The sequence below is a fragment of the Anaerolineales bacterium genome (genome assembly GCA_025808555.1).
GTDB lineage: Bacteria > Chloroflexota > Anaerolineae > Anaerolineales > UBA11579 > JAMCZK01.
This window is the reverse complement of sequence record CP075526.1, coordinates 205,555-220,966: the sequence shown is the minus strand read 5'-3', so window position 1 is coordinate 220,966 and position 15,412 is coordinate 205,555. Positions and strand designations below refer to the sequence as shown.

23 protein-coding genes and 2 tRNA genes are annotated in these 15,412 nt (G+C 58.8%); 17 read left to right on the top strand and 8 right to left on the bottom strand.

The features are described 5' to 3' along the window. Positions 1 to 25: 25 nt before the first annotated feature. Genes KIT08_01215 through KIT08_01190 form a run of 6 tightly spaced genes read right to left on the bottom strand, consistent with a single transcriptional unit; the run spans position 26 to position 1,806 of the window. On the bottom strand, positions 26 to 307 hold the full coding sequence (locus tag KIT08_01215) for a hypothetical protein (GenBank protein ID UYN89872.1): 282 nt from the start codon (positions 305 to 307) through the stop codon (positions 26 to 28). Beyond that, positions 304 to 516, bottom strand: a complete 213-nt coding sequence (locus KIT08_01210; GenBank protein ID UYN89871.1) for a hypothetical protein — start codon at positions 514 to 516, stop codon at positions 304 to 306. Before KIT08_01210 ends, KIT08_01215 begins: the two co-directional genes overlap by 4 nt. Further along, a complete protein-coding gene (locus KIT08_01205; protein UYN89870.1) occupies positions 517 to 828 on the bottom strand; it encodes a hypothetical protein in 312 nt (103 codons plus the stop codon). Further along, entirely contained in the window at positions 829 to 1,281 is a 453-nt protein-coding gene (locus KIT08_01200; GenBank protein ID UYN89869.1) for a hypothetical protein, read from the bottom strand. Beyond that, positions 1,278 to 1,460 carry a hypothetical protein gene (locus KIT08_01195; protein UYN89868.1) on the bottom strand — a complete coding sequence of 61 codons (183 nt, stop codon included), beginning with the start codon at positions 1,458 to 1,460 and terminating at the stop codon, positions 1,278 to 1,280. Before KIT08_01195 ends, KIT08_01200 begins: the two co-directional genes overlap by 4 nt. Beyond that, a complete protein-coding gene (locus tag KIT08_01190) occupies positions 1,453 to 1,806 on the bottom strand; it encodes an HNH endonuclease (protein ID UYN89867.1) in 354 nt (117 codons plus the stop codon). The genes KIT08_01195 and KIT08_01190 overlap by 8 nt, the downstream gene beginning before the upstream one ends. A gap of 67 nt (positions 1,807 to 1,873) precedes the next feature. On the opposite strand from KIT08_01190, the gene KIT08_01185 reads away from it, so the two are divergent. Next, positions 1,874 to 3,370 carry a recombinase family protein gene (locus tag KIT08_01185; protein ID UYN89866.1) on the top strand — a complete coding sequence of 499 codons (1,497 nt, stop codon included), beginning with the start codon at positions 1,874 to 1,876 and terminating at the stop codon, positions 3,368 to 3,370. 159 nt (positions 3,371 to 3,529) lie between these two features. Here KIT08_01185 and KIT08_01180 read toward each other — a convergent pair. Beyond that, a tRNA-OTHER gene (locus KIT08_01180) sits at positions 3,530 to 3,598 on the bottom strand. Between the two features lie 65 nt (positions 3,599 to 3,663). On the opposite strand from KIT08_01180, the gene KIT08_01175 reads away from it, so the two are divergent. Continuing rightward, on the top strand, positions 3,664 to 4,059 hold the full coding sequence (locus tag KIT08_01175) for a hemolysin III family protein (GenBank protein ID UYN90771.1): 396 nt from the start codon (positions 3,664 to 3,666) through the stop codon (positions 4,057 to 4,059). A 48-nt stretch (positions 4,060 to 4,107) separates the two neighbouring features. Here the strand turns inward: KIT08_01175 and KIT08_01170 are convergent, their stop codons facing one another. Beyond that, positions 4,108 to 4,275, bottom strand: coding sequence for a DUF1328 domain-containing protein (locus KIT08_01170; protein ID UYN89865.1), 168 nt, complete (start codon positions 4,273 to 4,275; stop codon positions 4,108 to 4,110). Positions 4,276 to 4,405: 130 nt separating this feature from the next. Here KIT08_01170 and KIT08_01165 point away from each other — a divergent pair, with 130 nt between their 5' ends. From KIT08_01165 to KIT08_01095, 15 genes are all read left to right on the top strand, one after another. Then, positions 4,406 to 5,209 (top strand): GntR family transcriptional regulator, encoded by an 804-nt coding sequence (locus KIT08_01165; protein ID UYN89864.1) that lies wholly within the window; start codon positions 4,406 to 4,408, stop codon positions 5,207 to 5,209. 32 nt (positions 5,210 to 5,241) lie between these two features. Next, positions 5,242 to 5,865 carry a ribose 5-phosphate isomerase B gene (rpiB, locus tag KIT08_01160; protein UYN89863.1) on the top strand — a complete coding sequence of 208 codons (624 nt, stop codon included), beginning with the start codon at positions 5,242 to 5,244 and terminating at the stop codon, positions 5,863 to 5,865. Beyond that, positions 5,852 to 6,790, top strand: coding sequence for a deoxyribose-phosphate aldolase (deoC, locus tag KIT08_01155; protein UYN89862.1), 939 nt, complete (start codon positions 5,852 to 5,854; stop codon positions 6,788 to 6,790). The genes rpiB and deoC overlap by 14 nt, the downstream gene beginning before the upstream one ends. A 1-nt stretch (position 6,791) precedes the next feature. Further along, positions 6,792 to 7,079: a EutN/CcmL family microcompartment protein gene (locus KIT08_01150; GenBank protein ID UYN89861.1), complete on the top strand. Its 288-nt coding sequence runs from the start codon at positions 6,792 to 6,794 to the stop codon at positions 7,077 to 7,079. 2 nt (positions 7,080 to 7,081) lie between these two features. Then, complete coding sequence (locus tag KIT08_01145) at positions 7,082 to 8,554, top strand: aldehyde dehydrogenase family protein (protein UYN89860.1); 1,473 nt, start codon at positions 7,082 to 7,084, stop codon at positions 8,552 to 8,554. 53 nt (positions 8,555 to 8,607) lie between these two features. Beyond that, on the top strand, positions 8,608 to 8,931 hold the full coding sequence (locus KIT08_01140; protein UYN89859.1) for a BMC domain-containing protein: 324 nt from the start codon (positions 8,608 to 8,610) through the stop codon (positions 8,929 to 8,931). A gap of 11 nt (positions 8,932 to 8,942) precedes the next feature. Next, positions 8,943 to 9,815, top strand: coding sequence for an ethanolamine utilization protein EutJ (gene eutJ, locus KIT08_01135; GenBank protein UYN89858.1), 873 nt, complete (start codon positions 8,943 to 8,945; stop codon positions 9,813 to 9,815). 7 nt (positions 9,816 to 9,822) lie between these two features. Beyond that, complete coding sequence (locus tag KIT08_01130) at positions 9,823 to 10,452, top strand: hypothetical protein (GenBank protein ID UYN89857.1); 630 nt, start codon at positions 9,823 to 9,825, stop codon at positions 10,450 to 10,452. A gap of 9 nt (positions 10,453 to 10,461) precedes the next feature. Next, entirely contained in the window at positions 10,462 to 10,815 is a 354-nt protein-coding gene (locus KIT08_01125; GenBank protein UYN89856.1) for a hypothetical protein, read from the top strand. Beyond that, entirely contained in the window at positions 10,815 to 11,135 is a 321-nt protein-coding gene (locus tag KIT08_01120; GenBank protein ID UYN89855.1) for a EutN/CcmL family microcompartment protein, read from the top strand. Before KIT08_01125 ends, KIT08_01120 begins: the two co-directional genes overlap by 1 nt. Continuing rightward, entirely contained in the window at positions 11,135 to 11,413 is a 279-nt protein-coding gene (locus KIT08_01115) for a EutN/CcmL family microcompartment protein (GenBank protein ID UYN89854.1), read from the top strand. Before KIT08_01120 ends, KIT08_01115 begins: the two co-directional genes overlap by 1 nt. A gap of 43 nt (positions 11,414 to 11,456) precedes the next feature. Beyond that, on the top strand, positions 11,457 to 12,083 hold the full coding sequence (lepB, locus tag KIT08_01110) for a signal peptidase I (protein ID UYN89853.1): 627 nt from the start codon (positions 11,457 to 11,459) through the stop codon (positions 12,081 to 12,083). A 181-nt stretch (positions 12,084 to 12,264) separates the two neighbouring features. Then, positions 12,265 to 12,337: transfer RNA gene (locus tag KIT08_01105), tRNA-Glu, on the top strand. Between the two features lie 156 nt (positions 12,338 to 12,493). After that, the gene (locus tag KIT08_01100; GenBank protein UYN89852.1) at positions 12,494 to 14,305 is read left to right on the top strand and encodes an oligoendopeptidase F family protein; all 1,812 of its coding nucleotides are present in this window, start codon (positions 12,494 to 12,496) and stop codon (positions 14,303 to 14,305) included. 71 nt (positions 14,306 to 14,376) lie between these two features. After that, complete coding sequence (locus KIT08_01095; protein ID UYN89851.1) at positions 14,377 to 15,348, top strand: zinc ABC transporter substrate-binding protein; 972 nt, start codon at positions 14,377 to 14,379, stop codon at positions 15,346 to 15,348. Positions 15,349 to 15,412: the final 64 nt, after the last annotated feature.

Below are 15,412 nucleotides of genomic sequence, written 5' to 3'. Positions count from 1 at the left end.
GGGTTTAGGGTTTGTCTGAGTCGGGTTACGCAGCTTGCATTTGCAACTCCTCAATGCGCTTCAGTACGTGCAATTCGTAAGGTGCGCCCATCTTGCGCGCCGTCTCTAGGCTAGTTTGGATGCACACCAGACAGTTGTCTTTGTGGTGTTGGTACTCTGCGTTACGCTGATGGGCGAGAGGGTGGTCGAAGGGGTTGTAGTCCTCCGGTAGGGCGTTCCATTCATCGCTGAATGGATCCGGCATCCACAACCCCAGCAAACGGTTGCCTTCTTCGCAAAGGCGGTCGCGGACGTATTGGTAGGTCATTTGTCAGAGTCCAGTATCTTTGCGGAAAGTAGATGGCCGCCGTTGATGTAGTCCCATGCCTTGTTTGCCAGCGTGCCGCGCAAAACCAAGTCATATTCTTCGGTCTTGCCGCCAATGAAAGATATAAAAAGCGTGTTGCTGAGAAAAGCAATCTCGCTAACTGCGTCAAGATTGATAACTGTGTTGTCTACACGAATCAGATTAGCCATTCACACCCTCTCCTTCATGGGCTGGCTCATACAAATACTGCACCGCCCATCATTCATTAGCGGGATGGAGTGATACATGCAGGTGGCATGTTCGCTCACCAGGGTGGGCTTCGAAAATCCGCCCGTTCCTCGGCGCACGATAGTTTGAATGGCGCGTACCTGCTCCCCGTGATCGCAACCTGCCAGCCAGGCGCGCTCTAAATCCTCTTTTGCGAACTTAGCCTGGGACGCGGTGAGATAGAACGAGTCCGAGAAACGCTGCCCGTCTTTGTAGATGGCGTAGGCGTTGGTGGTGGGGCGGATTTCAAACATTTAGCCCTCCCTCTCTAGTATTTGTTCGGCAGTCATTTCGCCAAAGCGCTCGTTGTATTCCTTATGGAGTTCATCCCAGAGCCATTCTTCGCCGTTGGCAAAGAACTGCTCCATGATTTTGTCGGCGTAAAGGCTTGATCCGCCGTAATAGCAATTCGCGCCATCCAGGTATTCACATGCACCCATTGGCGACTGCCCCTCATACTGAGGTTCGCGGGCGTGGTAGCCCCAGTCGTAAGCCATTGGCGCTAAACCGGAGTGGGCCTTTTTGGCAAGCTCGTCGTGATTGTGTTTTAGATACCATCCCGTTGACATGACGAATTGCGTAGCCCCCTTTTCGCCAACGAGGACAAAGCGAACAGTTACCGCGCCAATTCCATAGTTCTGCTTGGGGTCGGTGTGGCGCTTGTCGAACGCCGGACGCCACTGAGTGATGCGCTTGAACTTGCTCACGCCACCACCTCTACTTCCTGCACCAACTCCACAGAGATAGGCGCAGAACAAATACGGCACTCGCGCTTGTGGTCTGCGATGAACCCGGGATCGCCATCCTTCTCGCGGTTCCAAGTGCTTTTGTAAGCACGCGCGGCCCAGGTCAGTTCCAGGTAGTGAAGTTCTTGGCAGTTAGGCATTGGTTTGCTCCATTACTCGGTTTAGAATTTCAGTGAACGATCCGCCGCTACTTGCCCACGCCTGGTAATCTTCGCGGGTGTCGTGGACGGGCTTGGTGCGATTGCAGAAGTAGCACATGGCTACCAGGTTCTCGGCTTCGTCCTTGCCGCCAGCCACGCGGTCTACCATGTGGCCGCACTCGTAGTTGCCGCCCCATTCGAGGGGCTTCTTGCACACCTGGCAGCGGCCACCGTCGCGTTCGAAGACGGTGCGGCGCAGGGAAGCCCAGGATTGGGCGCCTGTGCCGGTGGCGATGATGGCGATGCGACCGAGTGCGTTATTGGCGGTCATTATAAAATCGGGCATGCCTGAATAATACAGGCGTACCCGATAAATGTCAAGTGGCAATTACAGCGGTGCTAAAATAGAACAAATGGACAGAGCCGCTATTTACACCCGCGTTTCCACCGATGAGCAGACAGAGGGTTATTCGCTAGAGGCCCAGGTAGAGCAGTGCCAGCGCTACTGTGAGCAGAAGGGCTATGCGGTGTCGCGGGTGTACCGTGAGGACTTCACTGGAACATCAGCCAACCGCCCGGCCATCAACGAAATGCTTGCGGATCACCAGGCTTATGACGTGGTGGTGGTGTACCAGGTTGACAGACTTTCCCGCTCCCGTACTGCAATGGTGGTTATTGAGATGGAATTGGAGCGCCTGAAGAAGCGCACCGAGTTTGTGGTGGGCAACTTTGACACTACGCCGGAGGGCAACTTATTCAAAAACCTCATGGTGGACTTTGCGCAGTTTGACCGTGAGAATTTGCTGCGCAGAACTTCCAGCGGGCGGACGAACAGAGTGCGGGCCGGCAATGTGACTGTGGGCAGGGCGCTGTTTGGATACAACTATGTTAGCGAGGGGCGCGTCGGTAAATACGCCATCAACGAAGACGAGGCCAAGTGGGTGCGCCAGATATTTGAGTGGTATCTGGGTGGAATGAGCTTGTTTGGGATTGCTAAAAAGCTGACTGCTGAGCAAGTTCCAAGCAGGGCTGATAAGAAGGGGTGGCGCAAGAAGACGCAATACGCTACTTGGTACGATTCCTCGGTGGTGCGAATTCTCAGAAATCCCGCCTACTACGGAGAGTGGGCTTATGGGCGCCAGGGGCCGCGCGTGATTGTCAATGTGCCGGCCATCGTAAGCAAGGATGTGTGGGAGGCGGCCGGGCGGCAGATAGCCAACAATCGGCGCATGGGGAGGCGCAATACCAAGTATCCGTATTTAATGCGAGGGCGCTTGAAGTGCGCTCATTGTGGCTATCACTTCGTTGCTATTCAGCGAAATCCCAGGGGTAAAAACATTCAGCGCCGCTATCGATGCAAGGGGACTATTGGTTCACCGCTTCATGGATGGGAGAAGATATGTCGCGGTGAACCTTCAACAGAAGCGGTAGATGCTGCGGTTTGGGATTTTGTTGTACGCGCAATCTCTCAACCCGAATTGACAGCAGAAGCAATGCGGCAAAAACATGAGTTGGTGCGGCAATCCACCGTTCAGCTGCAAGCCGCTATAGACACGCTGGGGAGGCAGCTCGAAAAGCTGGATGAGCGCCGCGTGCGATTATTGGATTTGTATGCTGATCAGAAAATCCCCAAAGAGGATTTAGAGGGTCTTGTTGCAGAGAATGTTCGAGAGGCAAAGTCTGCGCGAGAAAGGCTGGACGATTTGAAGTCGGCTTTGGGTGAAAGCCCCCCGGATCCCGAAATGGCCAGGGAATTCCTTGAAAAGTACCGCGATGGTTTGGAGGAGGCCACTTTGGGAGAGCGCGAGCGTATTGTGGCCGAGCTTGGATTAACTGGGCTGGTTTCAAAAGACAGAAAAACAGTTACTGTGCGCGGCGATTTTCTAGAGGGCATTGTAGCCCTCCCTTAAACGCACACCGCCCCATTGCTGGGGCGGGGCGGACAGGGGGATGGGACAAAAATCGATCTGTCTTTTTGCTTCACCAGGCTATGCCGGTAAAGGAATCTCCAGAAACAATGATAGATTTTATAGCCCCGATTGTCAAGTGTACAATTGTTCTAAGGGGCGTGGTGGACCCGGAGGGAGTTGAACCCTCTAAAGCGAATTTTGGAGATTCCTTTACCACCCGGCGGGCCCACACAAATATTATAGACCGACTCCTTACAGACAAGCAAGGTTTGCTGTTTTGACTAGCATTCTTCCTGCTGATCGCCGGCACCTACACGCCCTTCCTGCTGGTCAATCTGCGCGGGCCATGGGGTTGGAGCCTGCTGGCCGTTGTGTGGGCGCTGGCGATTGCCGGAATCGCCCTGCAAGGCGTCATGCTCAAGCTGCCGCGCTGGGTCAATGCGATCCCGTACATCGGCATGAGCTGGCTGGTCGTGGTCGCCATCCGCCCCATGCTGGAGAACGTGGCGCCCGGCGGCCTGTGGCTGCTGGCGGGCGGTGGGCTGGCTTATATGCTGGGCGTGATATTCTATGTATGGAAGCGGCTGCCTTTCAACCACGCCATTTGGCATGGTTTCGTGCTCATTGGCAGCGCCCTCCATTATTTTTCGGTTCTCTTCTATGTAATACCGTTGGCGCCAGGTGCCTGAACAATAAAAAAAAGCCCGCCATTTGGCGGGCTTTTTTTTGCTCTCAGATCAGGCTACCGGTGGGCGCCGGCCAAACACGAGCGAGATAACGAACAGCACCAGAAATACGATGAACAGAATTTGGGCAATGTCCGTAGCGGCGCCGCCGATGCCGCCGAAACCCAAAGCGCCAGCGATCAGCGCAACGATCAAGAAGGTAAGGGCCCAGTTAAGCATAAATCCTCCATTTCTAGCTGGCAGAGGGCCAACTACTGCGGACAACGGCAGGGCCGCACCTAAGTTACCTTGGGGGCTTGACTCACATCTGGCTTTTAGTTATTCTTATGGAGTTAGAACATGTTGGAATATGTTGGAACAGCAAACTAGACTCCAATCCAGTGGCAAGCCACTATACGAGGCCATGGCCGACGAGCTGCGCGAGCAAATGCGCACCGGCCGTCTGCAGCCCGGCCAGCGCATCCCCTCCGAGAGCGAGCTGTGCGAGCTGTACGGGGTGGGGCGCAACACCGTGCGCCACGCCATTGCCGACCTGACCGCCCAAGGCTACCTGCGCACGCTGCAGGGCGTGGGCAGCTTCGTCACCGAGCCGCGCGTAAGCAAGACCGCCGAGTACCTGCTGGGTTTTACCCAAGAGATGCAGATGCAGGGCCGCCAGGTGGGCAGCCGCGTGCTGGAGGCCAGCCTGGTGCCGGCCGACTCCTTCCTGGCGCGCCGGCTGCAAGTGCAGTTGGGCAGCCCGGTCGTGTTCCTCAACCGTTTGCGCTTTATGGATGGTGAGCCCACTGCGATCGAGCGGGCTTATTTGCCGCATGAACTCTTTCCCGGAATTCTGGAGCATGACTTCGCCACCGCGTCGCTGTACCAGGTATTAGCCGAAGAATACGGCCAGCGGCCTGACCACGCTGAGCAGGAGATCGAAGCCAGCCTGGCCACCGAACAGGTGGCCCAACTGCTCGGCCTGTCGCAGCCTGCGGTGGTGTTCGTCTTCCATCGTGAAACCCGCACCGCCGAGGGCCGTGTGATCGAATACGTCGACTCGGAAGTGCGCGCCGACCATTTCCGCTTCTACGCCAATCTCAAACTTCATGCACCCGTGCAGGATTTTGGCTTTCGCCGCTTATCTGTTCCCGTTGGGGGCGGGAAGGGCTAGCGCCACCCTGTGGCCGTGCCTATAATCCAGCTATGGCTCCCATCTCAGACGCCGAGATCCAGCAGATCGTCCAGCGCGTGACCGCCCAGTTGAGTGGCAGTATGGCGAAGGCAGTTTCACCGCCTTCGCCCGCGCAGCCTGCGGCTGCGAAGCAGACGTTGGCTGCGCAAGACCCATCGGCTGGCTGCGTCATCGCCGTCGGCGCCGACCACGGCGGCTACGCTATGAAAGAGGTGCTCGAAGAGCACCTCAAGGCCAATGGCTACACCGTCGTCGACTGCGGTACCAACAGCACGCAGGCGGTGGACTATCCTGATTTCGCCGAGGCGGTGGCCCGCAAGGTGGCCGGCGGCGAGGCCTGGCGCGGCATCATTGTAGATGGCGCCGGCATCGGCAGCTGCATGGCTGCCAACAAAGTGCGCGGCGTGCGCGCCGCCCTGTGCTACGACTACGCCACCGCGGTCAACAGCCGTGAGCACAACGACGCGAACGTGCTGACCCTGGGCGCCGGCCTCATCGGCCTGGCGCTGGCCAAGCAGATCGCAGACACTTGGCTGCGCACCGAATTCGGTGGCGGCCGCCACGCCGGCCGCGTGGACAAGATCATGTCGATCGAAGGACGATCGGCCATCGAGGCAGCCAATGGCATACGATAGCGAACAAGTACGCAAGATCGTGGAGATCGTGACCCGTGAGGTGCTGCACGCCCTTGCTGAGCAGGAGCATGCCCATAATCACGACAACTGTGAGCACTGTACCCAGGAATGCGCGGATGGCATCTGCGTCAAGACCTGCTTTGACCGCGTGGGGCATGTCATCAATGCCGGCGCCGAGCGTTTGACTTCCTCCCTGGGCGGCATCCCTCAAGACCCCAGTGTGGCCAAGCTGATCGACCATACCCTGCTTAAGCCAGACGCCACGCCTGACCAGATCGCCCAGCTGTGCTACGAAGCGCGCAAGTACGGCTTTGCTTCGGTGTGCGTCAACCCGGGCTATGTCAGATTGTGCGCCGATCTGCTCAAGAACACGGATGTTAAGGTTTGCACCGTCATCGGCTTCCCCTTGGGCGCAGATGCGCCGGATGTCAAAGTCTTCGAGACCGAAACGGCGTTGCGAGACGGCGCCACTGAAATTGACATGGTCATCAACATCGGCGCCCTGAAAGGCCGTGATTACACCCTGGTGGCACGTGACATTGCCGGAGTGGTGCACATCTCGCACGCCGCGGGTGTGCTGGTCAAAGTAATTATTGAAACCGCGTTGCTGGAAGAAGAAGAAAAGGTTACCGCCTGCTTGCTGGCCAAAGAAGCCGGTGCTGACTTCGTTAAAACCTCGACTGGCTTCTCTGGCGGCGGCGCAACCGCCGCCGACATCGCCCTGATGCGCCGCGTGGTCGGCCCGGATATGGGCGTCAAGGCCAGCGGCGGCGTGCGTGACTATGCCGACGCCAAGACCCTGGTGGATGCTGGCGCCACGCGCATTGGCGCCAGCGCCGGCGTCAAGATCGTGGCCGGCGAAAAAGAGATGAGCAGCACCGTGGTTACCAAGGCGGCTGCTCCTGAACCGGCAAAGGCATATTGATATGTTGATCGCAAAAGTCATCGGTACCACTGTAGCCACCATTAAGGACCCCAAGCTGGAGGGCCGCAAGCTGCTCATCTGCCGTGAGGCCGATGAGAGCGGCAAGGCCACCGGCAAACCCTATGTCGCCATCGACACGGTGGATGCTGGGGTGGGCGATCTGGTGCTCACTGCCCACGGCTCCAGCGGCCGCCAGACCGCCATCACCAAAGACACGCCAGTGGATGCGGTCATCATGGCCGTGATCGACTCGCTGCAGGTGGATGGCGCCAACACCTATAAGAAATAACCATGGCTGAACTCGACAAAGACCTCCAGTCCATCCAGCAGGCCCGCCACATGGTGGAGGCGGCCCACGCCGCCCAACGCATCTGGGCCAAGGCCACCCAGGAGCAGGTGGACCGCGTCTGTCAGGCCATGGCGGATGTCGCCTTCCAGGCCTCCGAGCGCCTGGGGCGCATGGCCAGCGAGGAAACCGGCTACGGCGTACCTGAGCACAAGAAGCTCAAGAATGAGTTTGCCTCCAAGCATGTGTGGGAGAGCATCCGCAACATTAAGACAGTCGGCGTAGTGCGCCATGACCCGCAGATGCGTGTGTATGAGATCGCCTGGCCGATGGGTGTGGTGGCGGCGCTGGTGCCCAGCACCAACCCCACTTCCACCACGATGAACAAGATCCTCATCTCGGTCAAGGCCCGCAACGGGGTCGTCGTGGCCCCGCATCCGGCGGCAGTCAACTGTTGTGTCGAGACGGCCCGCCTGATGGCGCAAGCCGCGGTGGCGGCCGGCGCGCCGGAGGGGCTCGTCCAGTGTATGTCGCAGATCAGTTTGCAAGGCACCAATGAACTGATGAGCCACCACCGCACGGCGGTCATCCTGGCCACCGGCGGCAGCCCCATGGTGCGCGCTGCCCACTCGCAGGGCAAGCCGGCCTACGGCGTTGGCCCCGGCAATGTGCCGGTGTATGTGGACCGCAGCGCCGATATTGAACGCGCCGCCCGCTACATTGTGGCCAGCAAGTCCTTCGACTATTCCGTCATCTGCGCCACGGAACAAGCCGTCATCGCCGACCGCCCGATCGCTTCCCGTTTGCAGCAGTTGATGGAGAACGAAGGCGCCTATTTCATGAGCGAGTCGCAGACCCAGGCCATGCGCACCACGCTCTTCCATCCCGATGGCAGCATCAACACCGCCACCGTCGGCAAGTCGCCGCAGGCACTGGCGGGGCTGGCAGGCATTTCCATCCCCAGCCATGCACGCATCCTGGTGGCCAAGCTGCGCAAGATCGGGCGCGAAGAACCCCTCTCGCGCGAGAAGCTCACCACCGTGCTGGGCTGGTACGAAGTGGACGGGTGGGAGCAGGGCTGCGACCGTTGCGTCGAAATGATCCTGTTCGGCGGGCGTGGGCACAGCGTCATCCTGCACACCGGCGACGACAAGATCGCCATGGCTTTCGGCCTGGAGAAGCCGGTCTTCCGCATCGGCGTCAACACCATGGGCACCCTGGGCACCATTGGCCTCACCACTAATGTGATGCCTTCGCTGACCCTTGGCTCCGGAGGCATCGGCGGCGCCATCACCGGCGACAACATCACTGTCTATCACCTCTTCAACGTCAAGCGCATGGCCTACGAAACCACGCCGCCGCCCGAGGCCGCCATGCGGCCCGGCAGCGTGCCGGCTCGCTCGGTGGATACGCCTTCGGCCGGTGACATTGAGAAGATCGTTTCGGATGTAGTTAGCGAGATTTTGCGTAACTCCTAAGGGAGTGCGATATGAAATCAACCAAAAAGACAAGTTCTACGAAGGAGAGAAGTATGGCACAAGATCTAGGTTTGATTGCTTTGGGTATGGTGGAAACCCGCGGCCTGGTGGGCGCGGTGGAAGCCGCAGACGCCATGGTGAAGGCTGCCAACGTCGTGCTCATCGGTTCTGAGTATGTGGGCGGCGGCTATGTGACCGTGATGGTGCGTGGCGATGTGGGCGCGGTCAAGGCCGCCACCGACGCTGGCGCCGCGGCTGCCAAGCGCATTGGCGAGCTGGTGTCCGTGCACGTCATCCCGCGCCCGCACGAGAATGTGGAGATGATCCTGCCGCAGCAGACCCGCGGCACCATTGGCGGCCGCTCCGGCGCTAAGTAAACGAGCGCAGCTTGACGCGTAGCGCCGTCGCCATGCGCGATCCGGCAGCCACGCTGGCGCAGGCCGCACAGGTGCTGCGCTGGCTGGGCGACCCCGAGCCGCCGCCGCTCGCACAGCCGCCGCAAGGCGAGCTGTATGTGGGGGCAGACCTCGGCACGGCGTACCTGACCCTGGTGGTGCTGGATGCTGAAGGCACGCCCATCGCCGGCGAATATCAATTCGCCCAGGTGGTGCGTGACGGCCTGGTGGTGGACTATGCGGGCGCGGTGGAGCGCCTGGCGGGCATGAAGGCCCGCGTGGAAGCACGCATCCGCCGCCCGCTGGAGTACGCCGCCAGCGCCTACCCGCCGGGTGTGCCCATGGCTGAGGTGCGCGCCACCGCTAACGTGGTGGAAGCGGCCGGCCTGCGCTGCGAGACCTTGGTGGATGAGCCCAGCGCTGCCAATGCGCTGCTGGGTATCCAGAATGGGGCCATCGTGGATGTGGGCGGTGGTACGACCGGTATCGCCATCCTGCGAGATGGCGAAGTGGTCTACACCGCAGACGAAGCGACGGGTGGCACGCACTTCACGCTGGTAATTGCGGGAGCGCACCGCGTGAGCTTTGAGGACGCCGAGGCCATGAAGACCGACCCGGCCCAGCAGCCCCGCTTGCTGCCGGTGGTGCGCCCGGTGATGGAAAAAGTGGCCAGCATTACCGCCCGCCACATCGCCGCCTACGAGCAGCAGGGCGGCGGCAAGGTCGGGCAGCTGACCTTGGTGGGCGGCACGGTCAGCTTCCCCGGCATGGCCGAAGTGGTGCAAGAGTTCACCGGCATCCGTACTGAGGTGCCGCCGCATCCCGTGTTCGTCACGCCCATCGGCATGGCGCTGCACAGTAAATAGGAGTTGTATGGCACAAGAAAAATTCTCATTACGCTGCTACTGCTATCTCGACCGCATGCAGCCGCAATACGCCGCCTTCGTCGGCACCATCACCCAGGGCGATCTGCCCACCGAGGGTATGGCCTCCCTATATGTGGAGATGGCGCCCGGCAACGAAGCCTTCCGCATGGTGGACATCGCCGTTAAGGCCACCGAGGCCCGCCCCGGCGCGCAGCTGGTGGAGCGCGAGTTCGGCATGTTCGAAGTGCATTCCATGAACCAGGCCGCCGTCAAAGAAGCCGGCCAGGCCGTGCTCAACCGTCTTGGCCTGACGGTGCAGGACCGCATCAAGCCGAAGATCGCTTCGCAGCAGATCATTACCAACGTGGACCCGTACCAGGCCCAGCTGCTCAACCGCTTCCGCAAGGGCAGCATGCTGGTGCCCGGCGAGACCATGCTGGTGATGGAAGTAGCCCCCGCCGCCTACATCAACCTCGCTTGCAACGAGGCCGAGAAGAAAGCCAGCATCAAAGTGATGCATGTCTCCTCGGTTGGCCGTTTTGGCCGCATGTGGCTGGCAGGTAGCGAATCCGAAATTGTTACCGCCAGCGAAGCCGCCACCCAGGCGCTCAACGCGCTGGATGGCATCGAGGGCTAAGGAGCACGTATGCCGAAGGTCTTTTACACCGAGCGAGACATTCAAGACCTGGCCCACCAGGGCGTGACCTCGCTCACTGTCACCGAAGACACGGTGCTGACCGAGCTGGCCCGCGAGAGTGCCCGCCGCCTGGGCATCAGCCTGGTGGACGAGAAGGACAGCCGCCCATCCTCCGCTCCAGCCCGCCCGTACATCAGCGAAACTGCTTCCCCCGCGGCTGCCCCGGCGGCTAAGCCTGCCGCTGGCGGCAACGAGCTGGAAGCCCGCGTGTTCACCGCGGTCAAAGCCAAGCTAGGTGGCCAGGTGGACGAAACCCTGTTACGCACCATCGTGCAGCGCGTCATCAAGAGCCTGGGCAAATAATGATCTTTGGCCGTGTGCGCGGGGTAGCTATTAGTACCCTCAAATATCCAGACCTGGCTGGCTGCCGCTTGTTGGTGGTGCAGCCGCTCAACAGCAAGCTGGAGCCGGTTGGCAGCCTGCAGGTGGCCGTGGATGTTGTGGAAGCTGGCGAAGGCGACCTGTGCGTCATGGCTCGCTCGCGTGAGGCTGCCCTGGCCCTGCCGGACGTCAAGTTTGTGCCGGTGGACCTGGCCTTGGTCGGATTGGTGGATGAGCTACAGGTGCGCCCCGATGGCGAATTTGACTTCACATTGAAGGCGGGCACGGCCCGATACAGCTGATGATAATTGGCAAAGTCACCGGCACAGTCGTAACCACCCTCAGCCACGCTGCCTTCAAGCATCGCCGCCTGCTGGTCGTGCAGCCGCTCACCCTGCCGGGCGAGCAACCCAGCGGCGATTTCATCGCTCTCGATAGTACCCAGGCAGGGGTGGGGGATACGGTCCTCGTCAACCGCGAGGGCAACGGTGCCCGCCAGGTGCTCGCCAACCCAGATGCCCCGGTTACCTCCGTAATTGTTGGCATTGTTGATTCGTTGACTATCCCGAGCCTGGACTGAGCCTGCGCTCATCTGCGTGGGTATATAATCCCAGCTCACTTTCATGGCACTCCCTCCTCATCCCACAAGCACTACAGATAATGTAGGCCCTCTCGACCGCCAAAATGTGGTGGCTCTTGAAGCGCCAGCACCATCCAGGGCGCGCCGCTTGCTGGTGGAGCTTATCGAGACCATTCTGCTGGCGCTGTTTCTTTTCCTCGCCATCAACTTTGTCTCCGCTCGCATCCGCGTGGATGGCGTCAGCATGGAGCCCACCTTTCAGCTCGGTGATTATGTCGTTGTCAATCGCCTGGCCTACCGCGCCGGCGATATTGAGCGCGGCGATGTGGTGGTGTTCCCCGCGCCCAACAGCCCGGAGATCGACTATATCAAGCGCGTCATTGCACTGCCGGGTGATCGGGTTGCCGTGTACAACGGCGCCGTAGTCGTCAACGGTGTCACTCTACAGGAGCCTTACATCCTGGAGTTGGCTGGCGGTAACTATGCTGAGCGCATCATCCCCGCTGGTTATGTCTTCGTCATGGGCGACAACCGCAATAATTCAGATGATTCTCGCAGTTGGGGCTTCCTCGCCATCGAAGACATTATTGGCAAAGCCGTTTTCCGCTACTGGCCTTTCAACAACATGACCGTCGTGGATCATCCGGTGTTGCTGGCGGGCCAACCCTAAATTCGTGCAAATTTCCCTTTACTGGCATGGTAAAATGCCGCCTGCTCTGCGTTAGAGCAAGGCTGTTCCAGAACTAAGTGTCCTCCAGAGTTCGCTTGCGAACTCTGAATCCAATTGCGAGCAATTGGAGGCCCGACCAGTTTTGGAGACAGCTTATCCAAATTGCTTCGCAATTGGATAAGCCCCCATCGTCTAGAGGCCTAGGACGTGGCCCTTTCAAGGCTAAAACCGGGGTTCGAATCCCCGTGGGGGCACAAGCAGCGCTTAGGCGTTGCAGCCCAACCCACAGATACGCCCCAGTAATGGGGCGTATCTGTTTAATGCGGTCGCCGGCTTGCATGCCCCCGCTTTCAGCTTTTTTCGCTGTGCTACACTCATGGCTTCCACCACGAACAAACAAGGAGAAATCAATGGCTGAAATCACTCGCTCGCAGGCGCCCATTGAAGCAACCTGGAAGCGCGAAACCACCTTCGCCTCTTGGCAAGCCTGGGATGCTCAGTTTGAGCAAGCCAAAGCCGGCTTGCCCGAGCTAAAGGCGTGGAGTGGAAGGCTGGCTGTTGGACCCGCGGCCCTGGCTGACTGGTTCGAGGTGTATGACAGGCACGCCGTAAGCCTGGGCGAGCTGGGTGGTTTTGTGGGCTGGGCAGTCACGGTAGACGGCAGCGATGAACAAGCCAATCGACGCCAGGGCTTGTTCGGCGCGCTGGACGCGGAATTTGACGCCACAGTTGCCTTCGCCCTGCCGCAAATGCTGGCGGTCGGTGAGCAGCTGTTGGATTGGGCGCAGCAAGAGCCGCGTCTTGCAAAGTATAGGCATTATCTCCACAATCTTCTGCGTTTGCAACAGAACACTCGGTCAGAGGAAGTGGAAGAGCTGTTGGGCATGGTCAATGATCCGTTTAGCCTGACGTATCGCAGCTTTAGTGAGCTTACAAACAGCGATCTCAAGTTTGCGGATGCGGTGGATGCAGCGGGCGATCATCATCCCATCTTTCAGTCCAGCTATGGCTCTTCAATACAGTCGGTTGATCGTACTCGTCGCCGTAGTGCTTGGGAAAGCTACTTTGATGGCTATCTCGGCATGCAAAACACCCTCGCCGCCATGTACCTGGGCAACGTGAAGCAGCAGGAGTTTCTGCGCAAAGCGCGCGGCTTTGACAGTGTGCTGGAGATGCGCCTGGCGCCAACCAACTTGCCGGTGCAAGTTTTCCGCAATCTCATTGATGTCTTCACAGATAATCTGCCAACCTGGCACCGATATTGGGCGGTCAAATCCAAGCTGTTAGGTCTGGAACGCATGGCGCCGTATGACATTTGGGCCCCCATATTGCAAAAAGTGCCCACCGTGCCCTATGCGCAGGCCGTTGAATGGATCTGTGATGCGCTCCGACCGTTGGGCCAGGACTACGTTGCCACCATGCGTGCTGGTAGTCTGCAAGAGCGCTGGGTGGATTGGGCGCCCAATAAAGAGAAACGCCAGGGCGCAGCCTCGTCCCGCATGGTGGGGCGCAAACCTCCATATATTTTCATGAGCTACAACGACACCGTTTTCAGTCTAAGCACGCTGGCGCATGAGCTGGGCCATTCCATGCACAGCCATGCCTTTGCCCGTCACCAGCCGATCGTTTACAACGACTACGGTGCAATCTCATCCACCGTTACCGAAACCGCCTCTAACTTTCAACAGGCGATGACCCGCGCCTATCTGCGCAAGGAACTGGCAGGCGATGCTAACTTTCAGTTGGCGATGGTGGATGAAGCCATGTCCAATTTCCATCGCTATTTCTTTATCATGCCCACGTTGGCGCGTTTCGAAGAAGAAGTCTATAGCCGCGCCAAAGCAGGCAAACCACTCAGCGCCAGCATCTTCAATGGCATCTTGATGGAGTATTTTGCTGAAGGCTATGGAAACACGTTTCAAGACGACCCCGCACGCACAGCCGTTACCTGGGCGCAATTTCTACACCTATACATCCCTTTTTACAGTTTTCAATATGCCGTCGGTATAAGCGCTGCGCATGCAATAGCCGAGAAAGTGTTGGCCGATCAACCGGGCGCCGTGGCTGACTATCACAGCTTTTTGCAAGCTGGTGGTTCGCTGTACGCAATGGATCTGTTCGATCTGGCAGGGGTGGACATGAGCTCGCGCGCCCCGATCGAGGCCGCTTTTCGTGAACTGGAAGCCAACGTCGCTGCCCTCGAGAGGTTGGCCGATCAGTAGCACCAATCCTTGACAAATGGCAACCTTGCTCCTTATAATGATAATGATAATCATTTTCAATAAGGAGAATTATGCGTAAGATTTTTCTAGTGTTCCTGGCTTTTTTGCTGGCCTCTTGTTCTGCATCGCAGGGAACAGATGCCCTCACGGTCGTAGCAACTACGCCTATTCTGGCCGATGTTGTCTCGCAGGTGGGGGGTGATCACATCCAGGTCAGCGTGCTTATCCCCGCCGGCACTGATCCGCATGCGTTTGAGGCAACACCGCAGGACGCTGCAAACATCGCTGAAGCCGATCTGGTATTCGTAAACGGCCTTGGTCTGGAAGCTTCGCTTGAAGCGTTCCTTCATGATGTGGCAGATGCCGGCCGCGTAGTCGTAGCCTCCGAAGGGGTAGTGGCTTTGGAGTTTGAGGATCATGATCACGAGGAAGAGCACGAAGCCGGGCACGAACACGAGGGCGAAGACCACGAACATGAAGGGGAGGAGCACGAGGGAGAACACCATCACCACGAAGGTGAAGATCCCCATGTGTGGATGAATCCGCTCAACGTAAGTATCTGGGTCGATAACATCACTGCCGCGCTGATTGTCGCTGACGGCGACAATGCTGCCGTATACGAGGCGAATGCCGAAGCTTACAAAGCCAGCCTGACCGAGCTGGACGGGTGGATCACAGAGCAGGTAGGCGAAGTGCCTCAAAGTAACCGTCAACTAGTGACTGATCACGAATCCTTCAATTACTTTGCCCACCAATATGGCTTCGAGATCGTTGGCGCATTGATCCCAAGCTTCAGCACGCTGAGCGAGGTCTCCGCGGCTGAGCTGGCCGAGCTTGAGGAAGCTATTGCATTCCACGACGTACCAGCTATTTTTATCGGCGCGTCCATGAATCCCAGCCTGGCTGAACGCGTTTCGGCCGATACCGGGGTTACGCTGATAGTTCTATATGGCGAAACCCTCAGCACATCAGATGGCCCGGCCCCGAGCTACATTGAGATGATGCGTTACAACGTCAGCTCAATAGTCACCGCGCTACGTTAGTTCCCGGTAAAAGAGGGCAGCCGTTTTCGGCTGCCCTTTTTTCTTTGCTTCCCACCTTGTTTTT